17 protein-coding genes are annotated in these 17,094 nt (G+C 48.5%); 11 read left to right on the top strand and 6 right to left on the bottom strand.

All coding sequences use genetic code 11. The annotated features are described in order from the left end of the window. Positions 1-263: 263 nt before the first annotated feature. A complete protein-coding gene (locus HJG54_RS12600; protein ID WP_316435320.1) occupies positions 264-2,441 on the bottom strand; it encodes an ABC transporter substrate-binding protein in 2,178 nt (725 codons plus the stop codon). A gap of 484 nt (positions 2,442-2,925) precedes the next feature. Between HJG54_RS12600 and HJG54_RS12595 the strand changes: the two genes are divergently transcribed. From HJG54_RS12595 to HJG54_RS12575, 5 genes are all read left to right on the top strand, one after another. Then, positions 2,926-3,267 carry a hypothetical protein gene (locus HJG54_RS12595; RefSeq protein ID WP_316435319.1) on the top strand — a complete coding sequence of 114 codons (342 nt, stop codon included), beginning with the start codon at positions 2,926-2,928 and terminating at the stop codon, positions 3,265-3,267. Between the two features lie 46 nt (positions 3,268-3,313). Next, positions 3,314-3,505, top strand: a complete 192-nt coding sequence (locus tag HJG54_RS12590; protein ID WP_420717374.1) for an IS110 family transposase — start codon at positions 3,314-3,316, stop codon at positions 3,503-3,505. A gap of 67 nt (positions 3,506-3,572) precedes the next feature. Next, complete coding sequence (locus HJG54_RS12585; protein WP_316435317.1) at positions 3,573-4,028, top strand: IS110 family transposase; 456 nt, start codon at positions 3,573-3,575, stop codon at positions 4,026-4,028. A gap of 193 nt (positions 4,029-4,221) precedes the next feature. Then, complete coding sequence (locus HJG54_RS12580; RefSeq protein ID WP_316435315.1) at positions 4,222-4,452, top strand: DUF433 domain-containing protein; 231 nt, start codon at positions 4,222-4,224, stop codon at positions 4,450-4,452. Continuing rightward, positions 4,449-4,781: a DUF5615 family PIN-like protein gene (locus HJG54_RS12575; RefSeq protein WP_316435314.1), complete on the top strand. Its 333-nt coding sequence runs from the start codon at positions 4,449-4,451 to the stop codon at positions 4,779-4,781. The genes HJG54_RS12580 and HJG54_RS12575 overlap by 4 nt, the downstream gene beginning before the upstream one ends. 25 nt (positions 4,782-4,806) lie before the next feature. Here HJG54_RS12575 and HJG54_RS12570 read toward each other — a convergent pair whose 3' ends face one another. Together HJG54_RS12570 and HJG54_RS12565 are read right to left on the bottom strand one after the other, a co-directional pair. Further along, the gene (locus HJG54_RS12570; RefSeq protein ID WP_316435313.1) at positions 4,807-5,223 is read right to left on the bottom strand and encodes a hypothetical protein; all 417 of its coding nucleotides are present in this window, start codon (positions 5,221-5,223) and stop codon (positions 4,807-4,809) included. Positions 5,224-5,257: 34 nt separating this feature from the next. Continuing rightward, positions 5,258-6,655 carry an IS110 family transposase gene (locus HJG54_RS12565; RefSeq protein ID WP_316435312.1) on the bottom strand — a complete coding sequence of 466 codons (1,398 nt, stop codon included), beginning with the start codon at positions 6,653-6,655 and terminating at the stop codon, positions 5,258-5,260. 944 nt (positions 6,656-7,599) lie between these two features. On the opposite strand from HJG54_RS12565, the gene HJG54_RS12560 reads away from it, so the two are divergent. Continuing rightward, positions 7,600-7,797 (top strand): hypothetical protein, encoded by a 198-nt coding sequence (locus HJG54_RS12560; protein ID WP_316435311.1) that lies wholly within the window; start codon positions 7,600-7,602, stop codon positions 7,795-7,797. 70 nt (positions 7,798-7,867) lie between these two features. On the opposite strand, the gene HJG54_RS12555 is transcribed toward HJG54_RS12560, so the two are convergent. Then, on the bottom strand, positions 7,868-10,249 hold the full coding sequence (locus HJG54_RS12555) for a glycoside hydrolase family 31 protein (protein ID WP_316435309.1): 2,382 nt from the start codon (positions 10,247-10,249) through the stop codon (positions 7,868-7,870). Between the two features lie 192 nt (positions 10,250-10,441). Here HJG54_RS12555 and HJG54_RS12550 point away from each other — a divergent pair, with 192 nt between their 5' ends. Further along, positions 10,442-11,221, top strand: a complete 780-nt coding sequence (locus tag HJG54_RS12550) for an SDR family oxidoreductase (protein ID WP_316435308.1) — start codon at positions 10,442-10,444, stop codon at positions 11,219-11,221. A gap of 289 nt (positions 11,222-11,510) precedes the next feature. Here HJG54_RS12550 and HJG54_RS12545 read toward each other — a convergent pair whose 3' ends face one another. Continuing rightward, a complete protein-coding gene (locus HJG54_RS12545) occupies positions 11,511-12,038 on the bottom strand; it encodes an orange carotenoid protein N-terminal domain-containing protein (protein WP_316435306.1) in 528 nt (175 codons plus the stop codon). 223 nt (positions 12,039-12,261) lie between these two features. Here HJG54_RS12545 and HJG54_RS12540 point away from each other — a divergent pair, with 223 nt between their 5' ends. The 3 genes from HJG54_RS12540 to HJG54_RS12530 all read left to right on the top strand — a co-directional run bounded on the left by HJG54_RS12540 (position 12,262) and on the right by HJG54_RS12530 (position 14,845). Continuing rightward, positions 12,262-12,540, top strand: a complete 279-nt coding sequence (locus HJG54_RS12540) for a hypothetical protein (protein ID WP_158673079.1) — start codon at positions 12,262-12,264, stop codon at positions 12,538-12,540. 189 nt (positions 12,541-12,729) lie between these two features. Further along, positions 12,730-12,966, top strand: a complete 237-nt coding sequence (locus HJG54_RS12535) for a hypothetical protein (protein ID WP_316435304.1) — start codon at positions 12,730-12,732, stop codon at positions 12,964-12,966. Between the two features lie 55 nt (positions 12,967-13,021). Next, complete coding sequence (locus HJG54_RS12530; RefSeq protein ID WP_316435303.1) at positions 13,022-14,845, top strand: polysaccharide deacetylase family protein; 1,824 nt, start codon at positions 13,022-13,024, stop codon at positions 14,843-14,845. A 197-nt stretch (positions 14,846-15,042) separates the two neighbouring features. On the opposite strand, the gene HJG54_RS12525 is transcribed toward HJG54_RS12530, so the two are convergent. Continuing rightward, complete coding sequence (locus tag HJG54_RS12525) at positions 15,043-15,834, bottom strand: hypothetical protein (RefSeq protein ID WP_316435302.1); 792 nt, start codon at positions 15,832-15,834, stop codon at positions 15,043-15,045. 359 nt (positions 15,835-16,193) lie between these two features. On the opposite strand from HJG54_RS12525, the gene HJG54_RS12520 reads away from it, so the two are divergent. Continuing rightward, positions 16,194-16,568, top strand: coding sequence for a photosystem I reaction center subunit IV (locus tag HJG54_RS12520; protein WP_316435301.1), 375 nt, complete (start codon positions 16,194-16,196; stop codon positions 16,566-16,568). Positions 16,569-17,094 lie beyond the last annotated feature (526 nt).

The raw sequence follows: 17,094 nt of genomic DNA, 5'->3' as shown, positions 1-17,094 counted from the left end.
GAAGCGCTTTTGATATTGACCCCCAAAGATAACATTTAAGAGCGGTCTGCACCAGAAACCTAAGCCAGCTAACGTTCCGACGCACCGGATGCAGACAATTTACGCATTCCACTAGTAACTAAGACCTGTTCCGGTGCAGCAGAATTGTTGGACAACATTCTGCCCATCACAGCGTTCCTACCTGTCGTACCCAAAGCGTCTTCTCATGCTCATTGGTCTCAGCAATGATGCCTGACATTAGAACCTCTCCTAGCAATGTGAATTTATCGCTGAAAATACAGCAATAGGGTAGCGATAACGGAGAAGAACACGGTAATCAAAAACAGAATTCTTGTCGAGACTGTTACCCGGTGAGCAGCTTCTTTGCGATCAATTGCCCTCAGACGCTCCGCCGCCAGCACCGCTACAATACAAAGCAAGCTTAGACAGAAGAATATGTAGAAGATGTATTCCACTGCTATGGTATAACCAACACTACCGAGTTGATTGTTAATGGATGTGAGCAGAACGGCACCAGACAGGGCGGCGGTAACAGCAACAGTAACCTTTTCTTTCACCAGTGCAATGGGAAAGTGCAGCGAAGCGTACATAATCAAGGTCATCAACACAAGTGGTAGTAGCGATTTGGTTAGGGTGGCAATCGTGCGTCGCTGTAGTTCGATCGTGACTAAAAAGCCAGATAACTCCCGTTGGCTCTCCACCCCGAGCCGGGTTGGGTCTCCCAGGGAAGAAGCCGTGACCAGGTTTTCCCGCCGCGATCGTGCACTTAACGGCTCCCACTGCGACAGATTGCGAAACGCTTCCGGTGCTGCGATCGCTAGGGGGTTGGCGGCAGGTGGCGGAGAGGGGGTCGCTCCAATTTGCTGGGGCGAGGCTTGCAAAACCTGGCTGGCTGTGCGCTTGTCTAACACATAGACAATCTGCTCCATGGGGGCACGGGCGTTAGAAAACGAGAGTGACAACGTTTGGCGGTCGAAGGGAAAGAGGTGTAAATCATAAACATTGCTAAACTCACCCTGAACCCGCCACAACCGATATTGGTTGCCACCTACCATCGTTCGTTGCTCTGCGGGTTCGTTATTCTTGAACTTGAATTTACTCTGATCAACCACGGTTGGAAAAATCAGATCGGTTGGGTCAGCGCTGCCCGGTCCAGCATCTTCCGCAAACCGGAGCCAGAGATAGAAATCGGCACGAAAGCTGGATTTTGCTGGATCAACGTAGGAAACATCATTAAGAAATACGCCTGTGTAAACCACCCGTTGTAGTCGGGCATAGCGATTGTCGTTCAAATTAAAGACTGCACCAGAAGCAATTTCAGTGGTATCTGGAATGTTGACTGGAACAATTTGTAAGGAGGCAGATTCAAACCGATTTTTGAAAAATTGCCCGACTCGAATGGCTTGCTGTCGTCCTTGCGATGCATCAAACCAGAAGGGATTTAGCAATCCGGGAACTGCCTTTGCAGGGGAATTCAAGGATCGCAGGTAGTCAAGAACTGCCGCCCGTGTTTCTTTAAGATCTCCCCCTGTTCCTGGCTCAGCGGTGACAGTTCGTAGGGTGGCAATCGCCAGTCGCGCCGCATCGTAACCCGCCACCGAAAACCACACTGGGTCACGGTTAAATCGTTTCCGAAAGCGTTCGGCAAAGGTCAAAATTTCAGCGTTAGCAGAGTCCAAAATCATCGGGGAAAGCCCATACAACCCGTCTGTAAAATAACCAGGTTGCTGTTTTTCCTCTGGTTCATCCTTCAGTCGCTGGCTAAAACTCTCGTCACCAAAGGCATCACCACCCAGAAACGGACCTTTCACACCCAACTTGTGTAAGGTTTTGAGCAGCCGTGAGCCTTCACCATCCAATGTTAGAAAAACGACAGGAACATTGGGATTTTCAGCCGCAATCTTTTGGGCGATCTTCTCAACTTCACTATCTGGGTTGAATTGATAGTATTGAGCGTTAATGCCCAGTTTCGTTGCCGTTCGCTTAAATCCTTCTTCTAGCGATCGCCCATAGCTACTATCGACAACTAGCACCGATGCCTGTCGTTTCTCCAGAACCCGGTAGAGGTAAGTTGCTAGAAGTTCTCCCTGGTCACTATTCTTAAAAATAACGCGAAAAGTTGTGGGGTTTTGTGTGATCGAATCTGCTGTTGCTGTTGTTGTTAAGGATGCAATACCCGCCTGGGCGAAAATTGGACCTTCTGCCAGGGAAATGGTGCTAATTGCAGGACCTAAAACCAGGGCTGCTTGGCTATTTGCAATTTTATTGGCAACGTTCTTTGCTTCTATTTCACTACTCTTATCATCGTAAGTTGTGAGCTTAATTCGCGGTTTGATTCTACTAGCATTTGCTTCTTCAATCGCCAGTTGAATTCCCTCCAAACTACCCTGTCCAAATGTGTACGAATCACCAGTCAAAGACAAAGCCGCAGCAATTTCCACGGTGTCCGCGGATTGGGAAATGACGGGTAAGGCAGAAGTAAGAAAAACTGCGCTAATGAAGGATAAGACAATTAAAATACGGAAAAGAAACCTACCATACTGGCGAGGGAAGAACTTACCTAACATAATCTAGTATTTTGGTTTGAAGCAAAGGGCATTTACTGTTGATTGTTCTTGCTCGACCCAATGACAATAGACCTCAATGACTATAATAGTTTCAAGTCATCTTAACATGAAGAATTTTACTTTAAAATTAACAATTCAATTCAAGGGAGGTTTAAGAAAAATATAAAAACTAGACCCTGCTGAACAGTGTTTAACCTAAATCCAGTATTAAATTTTGTCTGCTGTACAACATCAAAGTTGAGCGGCGGCAAGAGGACTAGAACGAAGCGTGAAGACTCTGTACCGTCCGCTCCACTGTGTTTATGGGGTGACAGAACTGTTAGATGAGTGATGAACTCAAGACAGGGATGATGGAGAAGTGGGTGACGACTTTTCAACGGGTGGCAGTTTGATGCCTAGTAACACAACGCCGCACCCACCTAAACCGCTTGAAGTCAATCGACGAACTCTACGTGCTTCGCACAGGCTTCGCCAACAGGGAGCGACGGCTCATGTCCTCCATAATGGCTTCGCTTCACCTCACGTTGAACAGAGTCTGATTCTGGCACCGTTTGAAGAGGAGGGATATGTCTATGCCTTCGCGGCCTTGATTGGGGTTGATTGGTCAGACAAAAAACACGACATTGCCCTGCAAGCAGCCGATAGCACTGCAGTTGAGTTGAGTGTGGTGGCTCATACTCCAGAAACTATCCATGCCTAGGTTGCTCAACTGGGGCAGCGATTTGAAGCTCACAAAGTTGCCCTGATTGCTGCTCAAACATCGAGATAAACTGACAGCGTGGACACCGGGTAGTCCTCAGATGAGAGAGTTGCACAAACTGGTCGAATGGCGGCGCAAGTTTGTTGAGGATGGAGCGCGTTTAATTAACCGCATCACGGATGTGCTCAAGGGCTACTATCCCCACGCATCGCTGCAGGTACACAAAAACGAATGCTAGACAAATAGAAAAGATTAAATCTTCAACACCGTTGACGAACGATTGAGGTATCATTGAGCCATCGCAGATGATTGGCAAAGCATTAGCATTACAGTTACGAACCTTGTTGCTGAGGATTGAACAACTTAATCAGACGATTGAGCAGTTGTTTGCACAGATGCCGGATGCTGATTTATTTGCAGCACTACCAGGAGCAGGGGAGCATCTTGCCCCTCGATTGCTGTTGGCGTTTGGCGAGGAGCGTTCTCGTTTTACCACTGCTCAAGGCTTGTTGCAGTATGCAGGCATTGCTCCAGTGACCGAGCGTAGTGGCAAGAAGAACTGGGTGCATTGGCGGTGGAGTTGTCCAATTTTCTTGCAACAGACGTTTGTGGAATGGGCAAACCAGAGTCGGCATCATTGTGCTTGGGCGCAGGCGTATTATCGCATGCAGCGAGCCAAGGGCAATTCTCATCCGGCGGCAATGCGTTCGCTTGCCTTCAAGTGGATAAAGAAATCGAAGTCAAAGTTTGCAGAAACATAGGTATCATAAAGCTCAGCAATGCTGTCGTAGTCAATTTGTGTCATTGGTCTTGCCCTACGTGCTGCTCTGCCTAACTACACAGCTTAACGGCGGCAGACAACCTTTGCAACACTACCAAAATCTTTGTTCCGTCCGTTGCAGCGCAGTGTTAGCCTGCTCTAGACTGAGGATGTACTAAGAGTCTATACCCACAATGAGTTATCGTGACATCATCACCATTGAGCCAGATAAGCGTGGCGGCAAACCTTGTATTCGCCGGATGCGTATCACTGTTTACGATGTTTTAGGATGGCTGGCGACTGGTATGTCCCATGCTGAAATTCTAGATGATTTTCCCGAACTGACAGAAGCCGACATCAGGGCTTGTTTGGAGTTTGCTGCGGATCGTGAACATCGTCTCGTTGCTTCAGTAGGTGCTGCTTGAAGTTGCTTTTTGACCAGAATTTGAGTCGAAAGTTAGTAACTCGATTGGCAGATATTTTCCCTGATTCTAGTCACGTTCAGTTTCATGGATTGGCAGAAAAAACTGATACCGAAATATGGGAATTTGCTAGAACGAACGACTTTTGTATCCTGACTCAGGATGCAGACTTTGCCGAGAGAAGTCGTTTGTATGGCTCCCCACCTAAAATTGTATGGCTTCGATGCGGAAACGCACCTACTAACCACGTCGAAGCTCTAATTCGTGCTGGAGCAGAAGCAATTCAAGAGCTGTTAAATAACCCTGACTTACACTGCTTAGAACTACACTGAAGCTATACCTGTTCGCAGAGGCACATTAGGTTCTATTACGTTGAACAGACTGCCAAAGAAAGTGCCACACTAACAGGAAGAGTATGAAGCTACTTGTACCAATAGGCATTCCAACAAGCGACCAGATGTAATCAGCATCAAACAAGTTAGATGGCGCATTAAGCTCTCTTAGAAAAAATTTGACATTACGAAATTCTAGAGCAGTGACAACTGTAACAAGCGCACCATAAAGAACAATTGAAGTAAAGAAAAAATATAGTAGAAAGCCAAGAGACTTTCTAAAAGGTAAGGATTTTACTTCAGTCTTCCGTGCCCAAATAGTACCTAGCAGACTTGCACAAAAAACTACTGCTGACACCCACCAAAGCATTGACGTGTTTGCGATGGTACTAAGAAGCTCAATTTTCTTTTCCAGCAGCAACTCTGCGGTGGTTGGTTGCATATGTTTCTCACGATAACGCCGAACAAGCAGGCTCTCAAGAAACACTTTCAGTGGAGGAGTGGGGCACAACTTCAAAACCGAGAGACTGAGCTGTTTTCTTCAGGTGTTTAACCAGGCGTTCCCGGTATTGCTGCTCATAATAGTTTTCTCCAGGGTCAGCATAGGTTCCGCCCTCAGACCATAGCTTGTAGAACAGACGAGCAATCTTGTGAGCCGTTGCTGTGATTGCCTTAGGTGCGCCTAAACGAGACCGCAGGCGTCGATAAAATGCCCCTAAGGCTGAGCGACTATGGCTAACAGCTTGAGCCGCTAAACGAAAAGCATTCGCTGCTCGATTCACCACTACTCGTGTCTGAGAACTCAGCGACTTTCCCCCAGTAATGCGCGTCCCAGGACATAATCCCAACCAGGAACAAAAGTGTTTGACACTGGCAAAGCGATTGGACTCTAAGCCCACCTCAGAGAGAATCGTCTGGACGCTCAACGCATCACGCCCAGGAATCTGAGTAAAATCGATGCCGCTGATTCGATATAGCTGCCCACGCAAATCAAAGGCAGGAGCATTTTGAGTGGTCTTACGCCGCTTGTTCTTTGCCTCTGGTGGTGCTTGCTCAGTTTTTGCATCAAACTTCAACAGGCACTGCTCGATCTGCTCATCACAAGCAGCAATCTGCTGTTGATGCAGATCGTAAAGCGTTAACTCCTGTTGCAAAACAAACACCAATTCTGCTCGATAATTACCGCTGAGCGCTTTGGCAATTTCGTCATGGCTACTGCGGATACGCGAGTGCTTGAGGGCAGCTAAGGTTTGAGGGTCATGCTCTCCTGCAACAATTGCTCGAATGATGGACATCCCCGTTAAGCCAGTAATGTCGCTAATCACCTTGTGCAGATGCAGATTCATCTGAATCAAGGCATGTTGCATCCGTTGAATATGCACAGCCGCACTTTGAATCAGTCGTTCTCGTTGACGTACATAGCTTCGCAGCACACATACTTGCTCCTCAGGACGGAATGAGCCAGCTAACAGACCATAGGTGTGCAATTTCTGGAGCCATTGACAATCAAGCACATCGCTCTTACGTCCAGGCACCGTTTTGAGATGGTGTGCATTCACCAGTTTGACCTCCAACCCGCTGGACTCCAGAATCTGAAAGACTGGAATCCAGTAGACTCCTGTTGATTCCATTGCGACTGTTGTCACCCCACACCCCTGCAACCATGCTGCCATCGCTTGTAAGTCTGGGGTAAAGCAACCAAAGGCACGGACATTGACTTCGGCTCTTCCAGCAGGGACACAAACCCAATGCTCAGCAGAACCCACATCAATTCCCGCTGCATGCAGATTGAGTTGCTCAAGATGAGCCAGCTGGGCAGGCAAGGCTGGAGATTGAGCTAACTTACGCTTTGCGATGGACGAGGTATTTTTCATAACGCTCCTCATTACGATTAACCTCCCAAGTTGGGGCGGGCTGAACAGCTAATCTCTCAAACGGGATAGGCTTTGCCACCTTCACCAATCTCATTGCCAGTACGCCCCACAACCACGCTCCTAATCAGACCCTTGATGATACTATTGACCGCTCGGTTTCCTAACTCAGGATTGTCTCTACAATAAATCGAGTACAGACTTGTTTCTTCCATTCGTGCACAGGGCAAACCTGCCCTAGTGAGGCGCTCCTAAGAAATTAGATTTTCAGTAAGCATAAATACTCATCCACGAATCTAATTTCTTTCACCCTGAAGGTGCGCCAGCACGTGGAATGCTAACTAGTAGTTAGCCTGAAAGTTTCCGTCTAATCACCCTGTCAGGGCAGATATACCGAAACATTTCGGGCTATTTCGCTATACAGCAGGTGAGATGGAAACTTCTCTGCATAGTACTCCTGATTCAGGCGATTATACGGAAACTTTCAACATCTTTTCCATTTCCGCTCTCGGTGTGCAGTGTATCAATTACGGTAAGTAGCACAAGAGAACGACGAAAGCAAAGTCAAGAAATTCTGCAGCAAGTCCCCAACATCATCCAGCTCAAACACGCTTCCTGTTGCATCCAGCAGACCTACCTTGAGTCAAGTTCAACAATTGATGACAATATGCTGCCATACGCTTGTGTTTGACCATCTTTTGTTCTATCCTGTCCAATACTGGTTCGCTCCGCCCTAGGGCAACCAGACCCCTGGCTTAAGGCTCAGGGCGCTGATCCAGAGTGTTAGCACCACCCGTGGACCAGCTAACCTAACTTCCTGTAACAGGCAGGAGGTGAGGCTGTGTTGATTGTACAAGATCAATGAGCAGCCTCGCTGATGTCCCCCAGTAGTTAGGGCAAACTGCCTTAAGCCATTTCTTCCAACTTCATCAGCGAGGTTACAAACGATGACCACGGAGTTCAACGCACTGTTGAAGACCCCTTGTGACGAGCGAGTGCAGATCTGGATTATCGGCACACGGGACCAGGTGATTCACCAGATGAACGAGTTTACCGTCAAGCAGATTGCCAGTGACCGTGCCCGATTTACACCTCTGATTCCTGCCCCTTTTGAAGGCAAATATATGACTGTGTTAGTGAGGTAATATCAAATCCAGTTGATCAGCCAGAGTTCGCGTAGAGGCGTTTCGCCGAAACGCCCGTACAACGCGGCATTTAAATATCAAATACTAGTGTCTGGGCTGTACCGTTATCCTTAAACCGCTGTTCTCCCATACCAACCACCTCTACAGTGACGGTGCGTTCACCTGGTTGCCACTGTCCGATTCGCGGATCAAGTTCAACAATTGTTTGGGCATTTTCAGTCCGAACTCTATAGGTCGTAGTAGCCCAGGCACCAGTTCGATAGTCAAAACTTTCGCCATCGTCTTCGTATAGCGTCCACTCCCTCGTTCCTGGCCAGACCTTGATGCGCAACTGACTAACTGGCGCAGCTTGGACATGCTGCTGTACCGGCGCTAGCGGAATAATAGCTCCAGCTTTGACATAAAGGGGCATTTTCTCTAAGGGAGCTTCAGCCAAAATGGACGTTCTCCCCGGCAATTCTTCGCCTGTCCACCAGTCAAACCAGGTGCCTTCTGGTAAGTAAACCGCTCGGTGAGTGACGCCCGGACGCAGAATTGGAGCTGCCATCAGCGAGCTGCCTAACATCACCTGGTCATACATTTGGCTGGTTTGTAAATCATTGGGAAACTCATAGAGCAAGGGACGCAAAATGGGCGCTCCTGTAGATGCAGCTTGCCAGAACAGGGTATAGAAATAGGGTAAAAGCTGGTAACGCAGTTCGATATATTGGCGACAAATCTGCTCGACCTGTGCGCCGAACACCCACGGCTCATGCTGCATACTGTTGATAATCGAATGGGCACGCATCAGCGGATAGAGCATCCCGACCTGAATCCAGCGGGCAAACAGCTCTGCGGTAGCATTGCCAGCAAACCCGCCAATATCAGCTCCCACAAAGGCCACACCCGATAGTCCCAAATTACACAGCATTGGTAGCGACATTTCCAGATATTCCCAGCGCGAGTGATTGTCTCCGGTCCACACGGCTGACCAGCGTTGAATTCCAGCATAGCCCGAACGGGTCAACACAAACGAGCGTTGGTTTGGCCGCTGTTGTTCTAGCGCTTCGGCAGCGGCACGGGCCATCATCATGCCGTATAAGTTATGTGTTTCTGCATGGGTGGTTTGGTCGGCTCCGGTTCCTTGCGGCGCATCCAGCGGCAACGGAATTTTCACCCCCGGATCACCAAAGGGCCGATCGTTGAGGGCTGGTTCGTTCATATCGTTCCAGACTCCGGCGACCCCCGCATCGGTTAAGGCACGATGGGATTCGCTCCACCACTGCCGCACGTCAGCCCGCATAAAGTCGGGAAATACAGCGCGATCCGGCCAGACATAGCCATGAAAAATTTTGCCGTCTCGATGCCGCACAAAATAATTGTGCTGTAACCCGGTTTCTAACACGGCATAGTTGGTATCCGGTTCAAACTTGACACCCGGATCAATAATAGTCACAACCTTAAATCCCTCTTGCTTGAGATCCTGGAGCAACTGAGCTGGATCGGGAAAGCGCTCTGGATTCCAGGTAAATACACGAAATCCATGCATGTAATCGATATCGAGATGGATCACATCACAGGGAATAGAACGTTGACGAAATTCAGCCGCTAATGCTCTAACTTCTTGCTCGGAACGATAGCTCCAACGGCATTGATGATAGCCAATCGCCCATTGAGGCGGCAGCGGCATCCGTCCGGTCAGAACCGTGTAGGTTTCGAGAATTGCCGCAGGTTCTGGGCCATAGACAATGTAGTAATCAAGCTCGCTGCTGTGGGTTTCCATCCGCCAGATGCCCGGTTGCTCTGCGCCCATATCAAAACAGCTCCAGAAAGTCGTGTTGAAAAAGATGCCGTAGCCGAGCTGGGGCCGCAGCGCCATAAAAAAGGGAATCGCCTGATACATTTCATCGGTGAGGGCATGGTAATCGAGCGAATCGGTGGTCCAATTGGTCAGGCGTTGGCCGAGTTTATCCAGCAGGCCAGTCCGTTCCCCAAAGCCGTAAAAATGTTCATCGGATTCAATTTGCTTCCAACAGGCAATCGTTTCCTGTCGCCACGCAATCCCCAGATCAACATCTTGGGCAAACGGGCGCTGCTGTTGGTCAAAACAGGTGAGCTTTGCCGTTGATTTGTCCAGACGGAGGCGCATCTTTTCGGTGATAATTTCTAGCTTCTCAGAACCGTCCTGAAGCTCGTAGGGGAAAGTCGCCCAGTGGGCATCGTCAGTCGTGACAGCCCAAGAGCGGCGCGGCAAGAAAGTCCCGGTGGGGCTAAATCGGACGCGAATCAGGTTAGGAGCTAACAAACTGAGCTGCATTCGAGCTGGTATTGTGTCTGTTTTTCCATCTAAGCTAGTATCTGAGCTAACAACGGTTAGATGAATCACCTGCTGATCAACCGCAACATCCTGAATTCGGCTGATCGATGTCCACGCGGGTGCAATGGTCGGCATTTGTCCCAAAAACTCTGGCATGAGATTTCCTCTACTAGCTCTAGACGAGATATCTGGCGTTATCCTGGCTTTACCATACCAGTCCTGCTAGCAGTTGCAATCTCTATCCAGAGAATGCCTTCCTAAACTGGCGGCCTCTCTCCTGCGAGCGATTCTGCTTGGCTAGAGCTTCTCTTTAAATGGAAACGAAGTGGGTGGAGGCAAAGTGACATTATGCAACTAGCCGGAAAAGTAGCACTCATTACAGGGGGTAACTCTGGGATTGGTTTTGCAGCCGCCAAGCTGTTCACGCAGCAGGGAGCCAATGTAGGTCTCATCGACCTTGATGCAGAAGGGTTAGAACAAGCTGCCAGCCAACTACAACAGTGGAGTGGAGCAATTCCGATTGCGGCTGATGTGTCTCAAGCTGGTGCCATGCAGCAAGCCGTCGAGCATATGATAGACAAATGGGGCAAGCTCGATATTGTGTTTGCAAATGCTGGAATTAATGGGGTGTGGGCACCTGTAGACGAACTAGAGTTAGATGATTGGAATGCAGTTCTGAATGTTAATCTAACGGGTACCTTTCTAACTGTAAAATATGCAGTTCCCTATTTGAAGCAGCAAGGTGGTTCAATTATTGTTACATCTTCTGTGAATGGCACTCGCATGTTTAGCAACACTGGGGCTACTGCCTATGCCTGCTCCAAAGCAGCCCAAGTTGCCTTTACCAAAATGGTAGCGCTAGAGTTAGCGAAATATCATGTCCGTATCAATGTGATTTGTCCCGGCGCGATTGCCACCAACATTATTGAAACAACCCGCAAGTATGATCTAGACGAGATCCGCCCGCGTGTTGAGTTTCCGGAAGGCGCGATTCCCCTTTCGGAAGGGCAAATGGGCAGCCCGGATCAGGTGGCTCAGCTTGTGGCATTTTTAGCGTCAGATGCAGCCAGCCATATTACCGGAACAGAAATCTGGATCGATGGTGGGCAGTCCTTGTTGCAAGGCTAAGTCGTGAGCACGATACTGTGAAATCAGCGTGAATCAATCGTTTAATCATTCAATTCACACTTTCAACTTGCGACTAAAGATCAGACTAAAGATCACAATTCAAAAGACGCTCCAATTAGAGGCCGACCGCTATAGTCCAGCTACTGTAGTGGAACGTCTTTGAGAGTGTTTGGTGAATTTTATAGCTTTAGCACATAAGTTAGGACACGGACATTTTTGTGGGGGCGCTCCGCGCCCCCACAAAAATGTCCTAACCAAACTGACTATCGCTATATTTGGATAGCAGGATTTACAAGCTAGCTGTTTTACCAGTTTCGGCTTGGGATGGAATGGGTTGGACATCGCTATAACCCATCTGATTAGCAACTTCCCGCAGAATCGAAATTTGCTGTTGAAACTCTAGCTGCTCAATCTGATTCAGAACATTATTAATAGCCTGCGGAGTTTGATAATCAGACGGCATATCTACGACCGTATCCCCCATTCCCTGTGCCCAGGCATACCAGACAAGAAGCTGGTTATTGGGCGTCAGGGCACCATAAGCGCGGGAGTACTCGGTGTCTTCCCCATTTACGATTTGACGCATCACGGCAAGCTGCTCATCCTGAGGAAGAGAATAGAAATCACCTAGCAGTACGGGAGCCAAATTTGGATCGGCGGCAGTGGGTGCAGCAGGGGTAATTTCGTCTCCCATTGCCTCATACAGCAGATAAAGTAACGTTAGTTTGTCGTCAGTACCTAGCTTGTTGTAAGATTCGAATAACTTTTGAGTATCGCCTGTGAGTAATTCTGAAGTGGAATCATCTGCTAAAGTCATCGCTAATTCTCCTGACTAATCACCGTTTGCCTTCACAGTTAATCAAATTGTTTTTTGCAGAAAACCATTCCAGGGGCAGAGTTTCTCTAGCGTTTGACACCTAAAAACTCCAACTGTTTATCGAGCGGGAATCTCTCTTGAGGGCGATAGAAGAAGCGGAACAGGCCGCATAAGATTGTGTCGATTACAACTTATTGATGTAGCCAACAGGCGATAGGAGGCCATGATGTCAGACGTAAATACCACCGGTGATGTAACCACCGCCAACTACGATGCTCAACAGCTTGTTGAAGAGATTAAGGAAGGGGAAGAACAGGCACCCAATGTGGATGTTTCTGCTGACTATGAACGTTCAAAGCAGTTCGACGTAGCTGACATTGACCGCACTGAAGCAGGAAGCCAAGCTGCCGCAGAAGTTTCGTCGGAATCTAGCACCTCAGCTGGCGATCCAAACGCCTTCCGGGAAATGGCAAAAGAGGTGAACAAGCCCGATGAAGAGTAAGTAGGCGTAGACTGTAACTCCGATCAGCACATCGTGTTACAGGACCACGTATTACAAAATCGGTACGAGTAGGATAAGATCAGCAAACCAATTTTTTTATACAGGGGGCGAGCGTTCTTGGCCCCCAATTTGCTGAATTAGCCTATTTTCAAAAATATTAGCTGGAATGTAGTTTGTAGCACCTGACAAGTGCTTCAAAATCCGCTAAATCTAGCAGCGGAAGTTTTTGCTGCTAAACCAGCTAACGAACATGAAGTGGTTCCGGTTGACGTGGTGTGGGAAGCTCGGAAAATTCGATTATCCTGGGTCAAACTCCTATCGTTTGATTCGTTTCAGTTTGCTTGTCACGGTTCTAGCGGTACCCGCTGTGCCCTGGTTGAAGTCTCTTATTCCTCTGGTATCGCAGAATTTGCTCCAGAGCCATGACTTAGCCAGGAGTCTAACCCAGCAGTTGCGACTCAACTCATCTGAAGCTAGGCCATTGGCTGCTGAATCAGCCATCGAGGAGGTCGAAAGAGAGGAGGCCGAAAGAGAAAAGTCAGTCGAAAAGCCAGTCAGGCCCGTAGAAAAACTGGCAGAACAGCAAGCACTGCCGACCGCTGGCCATCATACAAACAATTCAAAGCCTGCCGTTTGTCGTAGCCCCGATACTAGAACTAGTCGTTCAATCAACCGCTCCACTCGCTCCAATTCCGGCCCAATTCCCAATTCGCGCCCGTCAACTGCCTCCGACCCGACAAGTCTGGCTAATTCGAATGGCTCAACTCACCCAAGTCAACCCACGAACCAAACGGGCATGACCCTAACGGACTTAGCAACAGTGCTTGCGGTTCAGGCATCCGCTCCGGCCTTTCCTGGTATTCATGCAGCGGCCAGATTAGCCAGAGTTCCTGTGATTATGTATCACGATATTTTGCCAACTAAGCAGGTGTTCTTTGATGTGACGCCTCCAGAGTTGGAAGCGGACCTGCAGTTGATTCAAAAAAATGGCTTAACGCCGATCAGCCTCGACCAGTTAGTCACACATCTACGGACCGGGCTGCCGCTTCCCCCTAAGCCGATTCTGCTGAGTTTTGACGATGGCTATGAGGGACACTACACTCACGTTTATACACTGTTGAAACAATATGATTATCCGGCTGTGTTTGGTATCTACACCAACAAAGTCGGCAAAAAAATTGGACGCTCTAGCTTGACTTGGTCGCAGCTACGGCAAATGGCGGCAGATCCGCTGGTGACGATTGCCTCTCACAGCGTCAGCCATCCGTCTGACCTGCGGGAACTATCAGACCAGGAACTGCGCTGGGAAATCGTCGAGTCCAAGCGAATTCTGGAAACCGAGTTGGGGATTCCGATCAACTATTTTGTCTATCCAGAAGGCAAATACGACAAACGGGTTCAGCAATGGGCCGGATTGGCCGGCTATGAAGCGGCTCTGACGATGAACGACGAAATCGATCAGTTTGCGGGCGCATCAGATTCTTTACTGAGCATTGAACGGATTGGTCAGAGCAGGCTAGAAACCGTAATCGAGCAAGCAGACGGTGGTCTGATGCCCCTGCCGGAAAATGCCTTCCGCTTTGATGCGGCTGTTCAACTGAACCGAGTCACAATCGATCAGGTGCCGCTGATTTTAGCAACCGGAGGTAGACCTGTGACCCTTCATGCCGACAGTCGCTACCAAGTCGGTGAAATTATCGCTAAGACAAACGCTCTGGCCGCCGTTGATGGCGGTTTTTTCTCGCTCGAAGCGCTCAATTCTAACGTGATGGTGGGTCCTGTCTTCAGCCAAAACACAGGCCGGTTTGTACCAGGACAAAGCAAAGAAATTCGCCGCATTGCTAACCGGCCTCTCGTGCTGATTAACCCAACTCAGGTAAAGTACATTCCCTTCGACCCAAATCGGCATAATACCCTAGCAGGCGTAAAAGCCGAGCTGGCTGGATTGACCGATGCCTTTGTGGCAGCGGCCTGGTTAGTCAAAGATGGGGAACCACAGTCAGCCGCAAGCTTCGGCAATTTATTTGATTTTGATGCCGCTCGCGACCGCGCCTTCTGGGGCATTGATCAGGCAGGACGTCCGGTTATAGGAGTATCTGGCGATTATGTGGATTCGGTCAGTCTGGGAATGGCGCTTAGTCAAGCCGGATTGCGCGAGGCGGTGATGTTGGATTCTGGAGCTAGCGCTTCGCTGGTTTTTCAAGGTAAATCGCAAATGAGCTATGAGCCGCGTCCTGTTCCCCATGTAGTCGCCCTCGTACCACCTCAAGGACTCCAGCTTCAAGCATGTGGCTTAAACAAATAAGGCGGGTCAGTCCATAACCCACCTTTTCTAGATTCAATTCATGTTAATTAACTCAACTGTTGACTAAGTAGGTAGGCTAAATTAATCTTCGCTCCACAATGCCGGGTCTCGACTCCGCTCAACCCTCTGCTTCCCGAAACGTTGCGCATTGAGCGGAGTCGAAATGCATCTTCTCAATAATTGCCCCCACCTACTTACTAGTCAGCTACATTTTGAGTTGCAGTGCTGAAGGTTTCCTTAGCTCGCTCGATTAGATCACCAGCGTTGAGGCGAGGAGTAGACTGTTTACCTTCCGAAACGTCTACACTGCTGCTCATCCGATCGCCAGCTTGACGAGCATCATACGACATGCCACGCTTCATTTGATTTACGTTTTGCTCAACATCTTGCCGAGCGTTGTCCAAGTTGCCCTTGAGCTGATTAGCAGTGCGTTGTGTGGTCCGGGAAGCGTCCTTACCAAAATCTGCGGCATTGCTGCGGGCCTCATCAATCGTATCCTGGGTACCTTGAGCGGCCTTATTAACGTTTTGCTTCAAATTACGCATTCCACGTTGAGTTCCCTCAGCAAAATCTTCGCTGGTTTCTTTAGCAGCTTGACCAACGTTATCGGTAATGTTGCGAACTCTCTCACCTAGCGGCGTACCCTTGCGATAGTCTTCAGCAAATTCTTCTGGGCTGTTGACTTTCTGAATATTGCGATCAGCCTGATCGACTCGCGCCTTTATTTCGGATTTCAGTCCTTTAGTATTGTATCTCGGGTCTGTATCGCTGTAGGTGTTCATGCCACCTTCATTGGGTTGAATCGTGCGATAAAGCTCAGTCTGAGGCTGCCTGCCTTCCTGGTAAGAACCTGTACCAGAAACACTGGGTGAACTGGGATTACATGCCGTACCCAACATCAGGATGAAGCTAGCAGCAATAACGACAGCAACGCGACCCAATCGAACACGCTTCAAATTGCTGATTCGATCAAAAACAGAATGGCTCATATAGATACTCCATCAAATCTATTTCAACGTTAATCTCGCCAAAATTGTGGCCCGATCAAGAATTTCTTCGCAAAAACGCTAGCGGTTAAAGAATGCGCTGTGAATGCATCCTCAGAGTAACGGGTTCCTGACCTTTGGTTCCTCTAGCTCAGGTGAGAGATCTGTAACGTTTGATTCAATCTACTAAGCAATGTTGTAGCGCTCAATGCAACAATGAATTTCGCTATGATAAGTTTTTCAGAATACGTCTGTAGATATAAATACGCCTAAAGAAGGATTTATACTGTGCCGGACCAGAGTAGTTCTAGAATATAAGATTATTTCCACTAAACCATTTCCAGAAACAGAGGAAGGCATTTATGATTCAACGCGGCTCTACGGTAAAAGTCCTGCGGAAAGAGTCCTACTGGTACCAAGATACGGGAGTTGTTGCTTCTGTAGACCAAAGTGGCATCAAGTATCCTGTTGTGGTCCGCTTCAACAAAGTCAGCTATTCGGGCATCAACACCAACAACTTTGCGATGAGCGAACTGGAAGAAGTTGCGCCGCCCTCTGCCAAAGCTGGAAAAACGACTCCAACGGCATCTGGTGGCAAGCAAACCCCCCTCGAGCCAGCTCTGCGTCGCACAGGTCAGGGAGCTTCAGAAGAGGTGAGATCGTCAGCCCCCGATGCACCTGGGACCGATAATCCTCGCGTTGAGGGTGATCCAAACCAGGGCACCGAGGCTCGCTAAACCTCAAATTTCTGCCCTCTGTTCTGCTTGTCTACAATGACCCCAGGAACAGACTTGACCAACTAAATCTGCGAAGATCTACCTTGAGTTGGAGCCGTGAACATGTGGGTTTGTCGTTACAATGCTGAACAGAATCTATAAAGATTAGTCTTTAGCTTTAGGGGATCAATACGGGGGGATGCTGTTTGGCGTTCCCTCTTTTTTTATTTCGGTTTTTCTGTATGGTATTTCTGTATGGTATTTCTCGCTTTAGTGGGAGGCTAGCTCTCAACAAAGCCGCCACAATAAAGCAGTCAGATTGGATAGTTCAATTAGCCGCAGTTAGCTGAAACCGTTACCTGGTAATAGACCAAATACAAGCGACTAAGCCTTTTTGAGCTTGTTGAACTGTCTTGTTAAACTGTCACATCCAAATCTACTGGTTAGTAACAATTTCGTAACGATAATCACCAACTCTCGGTGCAAAATAGGGTATTAAAAGGGATTAATGGATATGTTATAGAGTTTTTATGCTACAGCTCTTATC

This window comes from Leptolyngbya sp. NK1-12, from assembly GCF_032598965.1.
GTDB lineage: Bacteria > Cyanobacteriota > Cyanobacteriia > Elainellales > Elainellaceae > Elainella.
Note: the sequence above shows the minus strand (reverse complement) of the source record. Positions and strands in the feature narration are given on the sequence as shown.

Bases quoted from the DNA above. Each gene is read 5' to 3' on its own strand.
- HJG54_RS12585 (WP_316435317.1), top strand. From the start codon at position 3,573: ATGATTGGCAAAGCATTAGCATTACAGTTACGAACCTTGTTGCTGAGG.
- HJG54_RS12580 (WP_316435315.1), top strand. From the start codon at position 4,222: ATGAGTTATCGTGACATCATCACCATTGAGCCAGATAAGCGTGGCGGC.
- HJG54_RS12570 (WP_316435313.1), bottom strand. From the start codon at position 5,223: ATGCAACCAACCACCGCAGAGTTGCTGCTGGAAAAGAAAATTGAGCTT.
- HJG54_RS12565 (WP_316435312.1), bottom strand. From the start codon at position 6,655: ATGAAAAATACCTCGTCCATCGCAAAGCGTAAGTTAGCTCAATCTCCA.
- HJG54_RS12560 (WP_316435311.1), top strand. From the start codon at position 7,600: ATGACCACGGAGTTCAACGCACTGTTGAAGACCCCTTGTGACGAGCGA.
- HJG54_RS12555 (WP_316435309.1), bottom strand. From the start codon at position 10,249: ATGCCAGAGTTTTTGGGACAAATGCCGACCATTGCACCCGCGTGGACA.
- HJG54_RS12550 (WP_316435308.1), top strand. From the start codon at position 10,442: ATGCAACTAGCCGGAAAAGTAGCACTCATTACAGGGGGTAACTCTGGG.
- HJG54_RS12545 (WP_316435306.1), bottom strand. From the start codon at position 12,038: ATGACTTTAGCAGATGATTCCACTTCAGAATTACTCACAGGCGATACT.
- HJG54_RS12540 (WP_158673079.1), top strand. From the start codon at position 12,262: ATGATGTCAGACGTAAATACCACCGGTGATGTAACCACCGCCAACTAC.
- HJG54_RS12525 (WP_316435302.1), bottom strand. From the start codon at position 15,834: ATGAGCCATTCTGTTTTTGATCGAATCAGCAATTTGAAGCGTGTTCGA.
- HJG54_RS12520 (WP_316435301.1), top strand. From the start codon at position 16,194: ATGATTCAACGCGGCTCTACGGTAAAAGTCCTGCGGAAAGAGTCCTAC.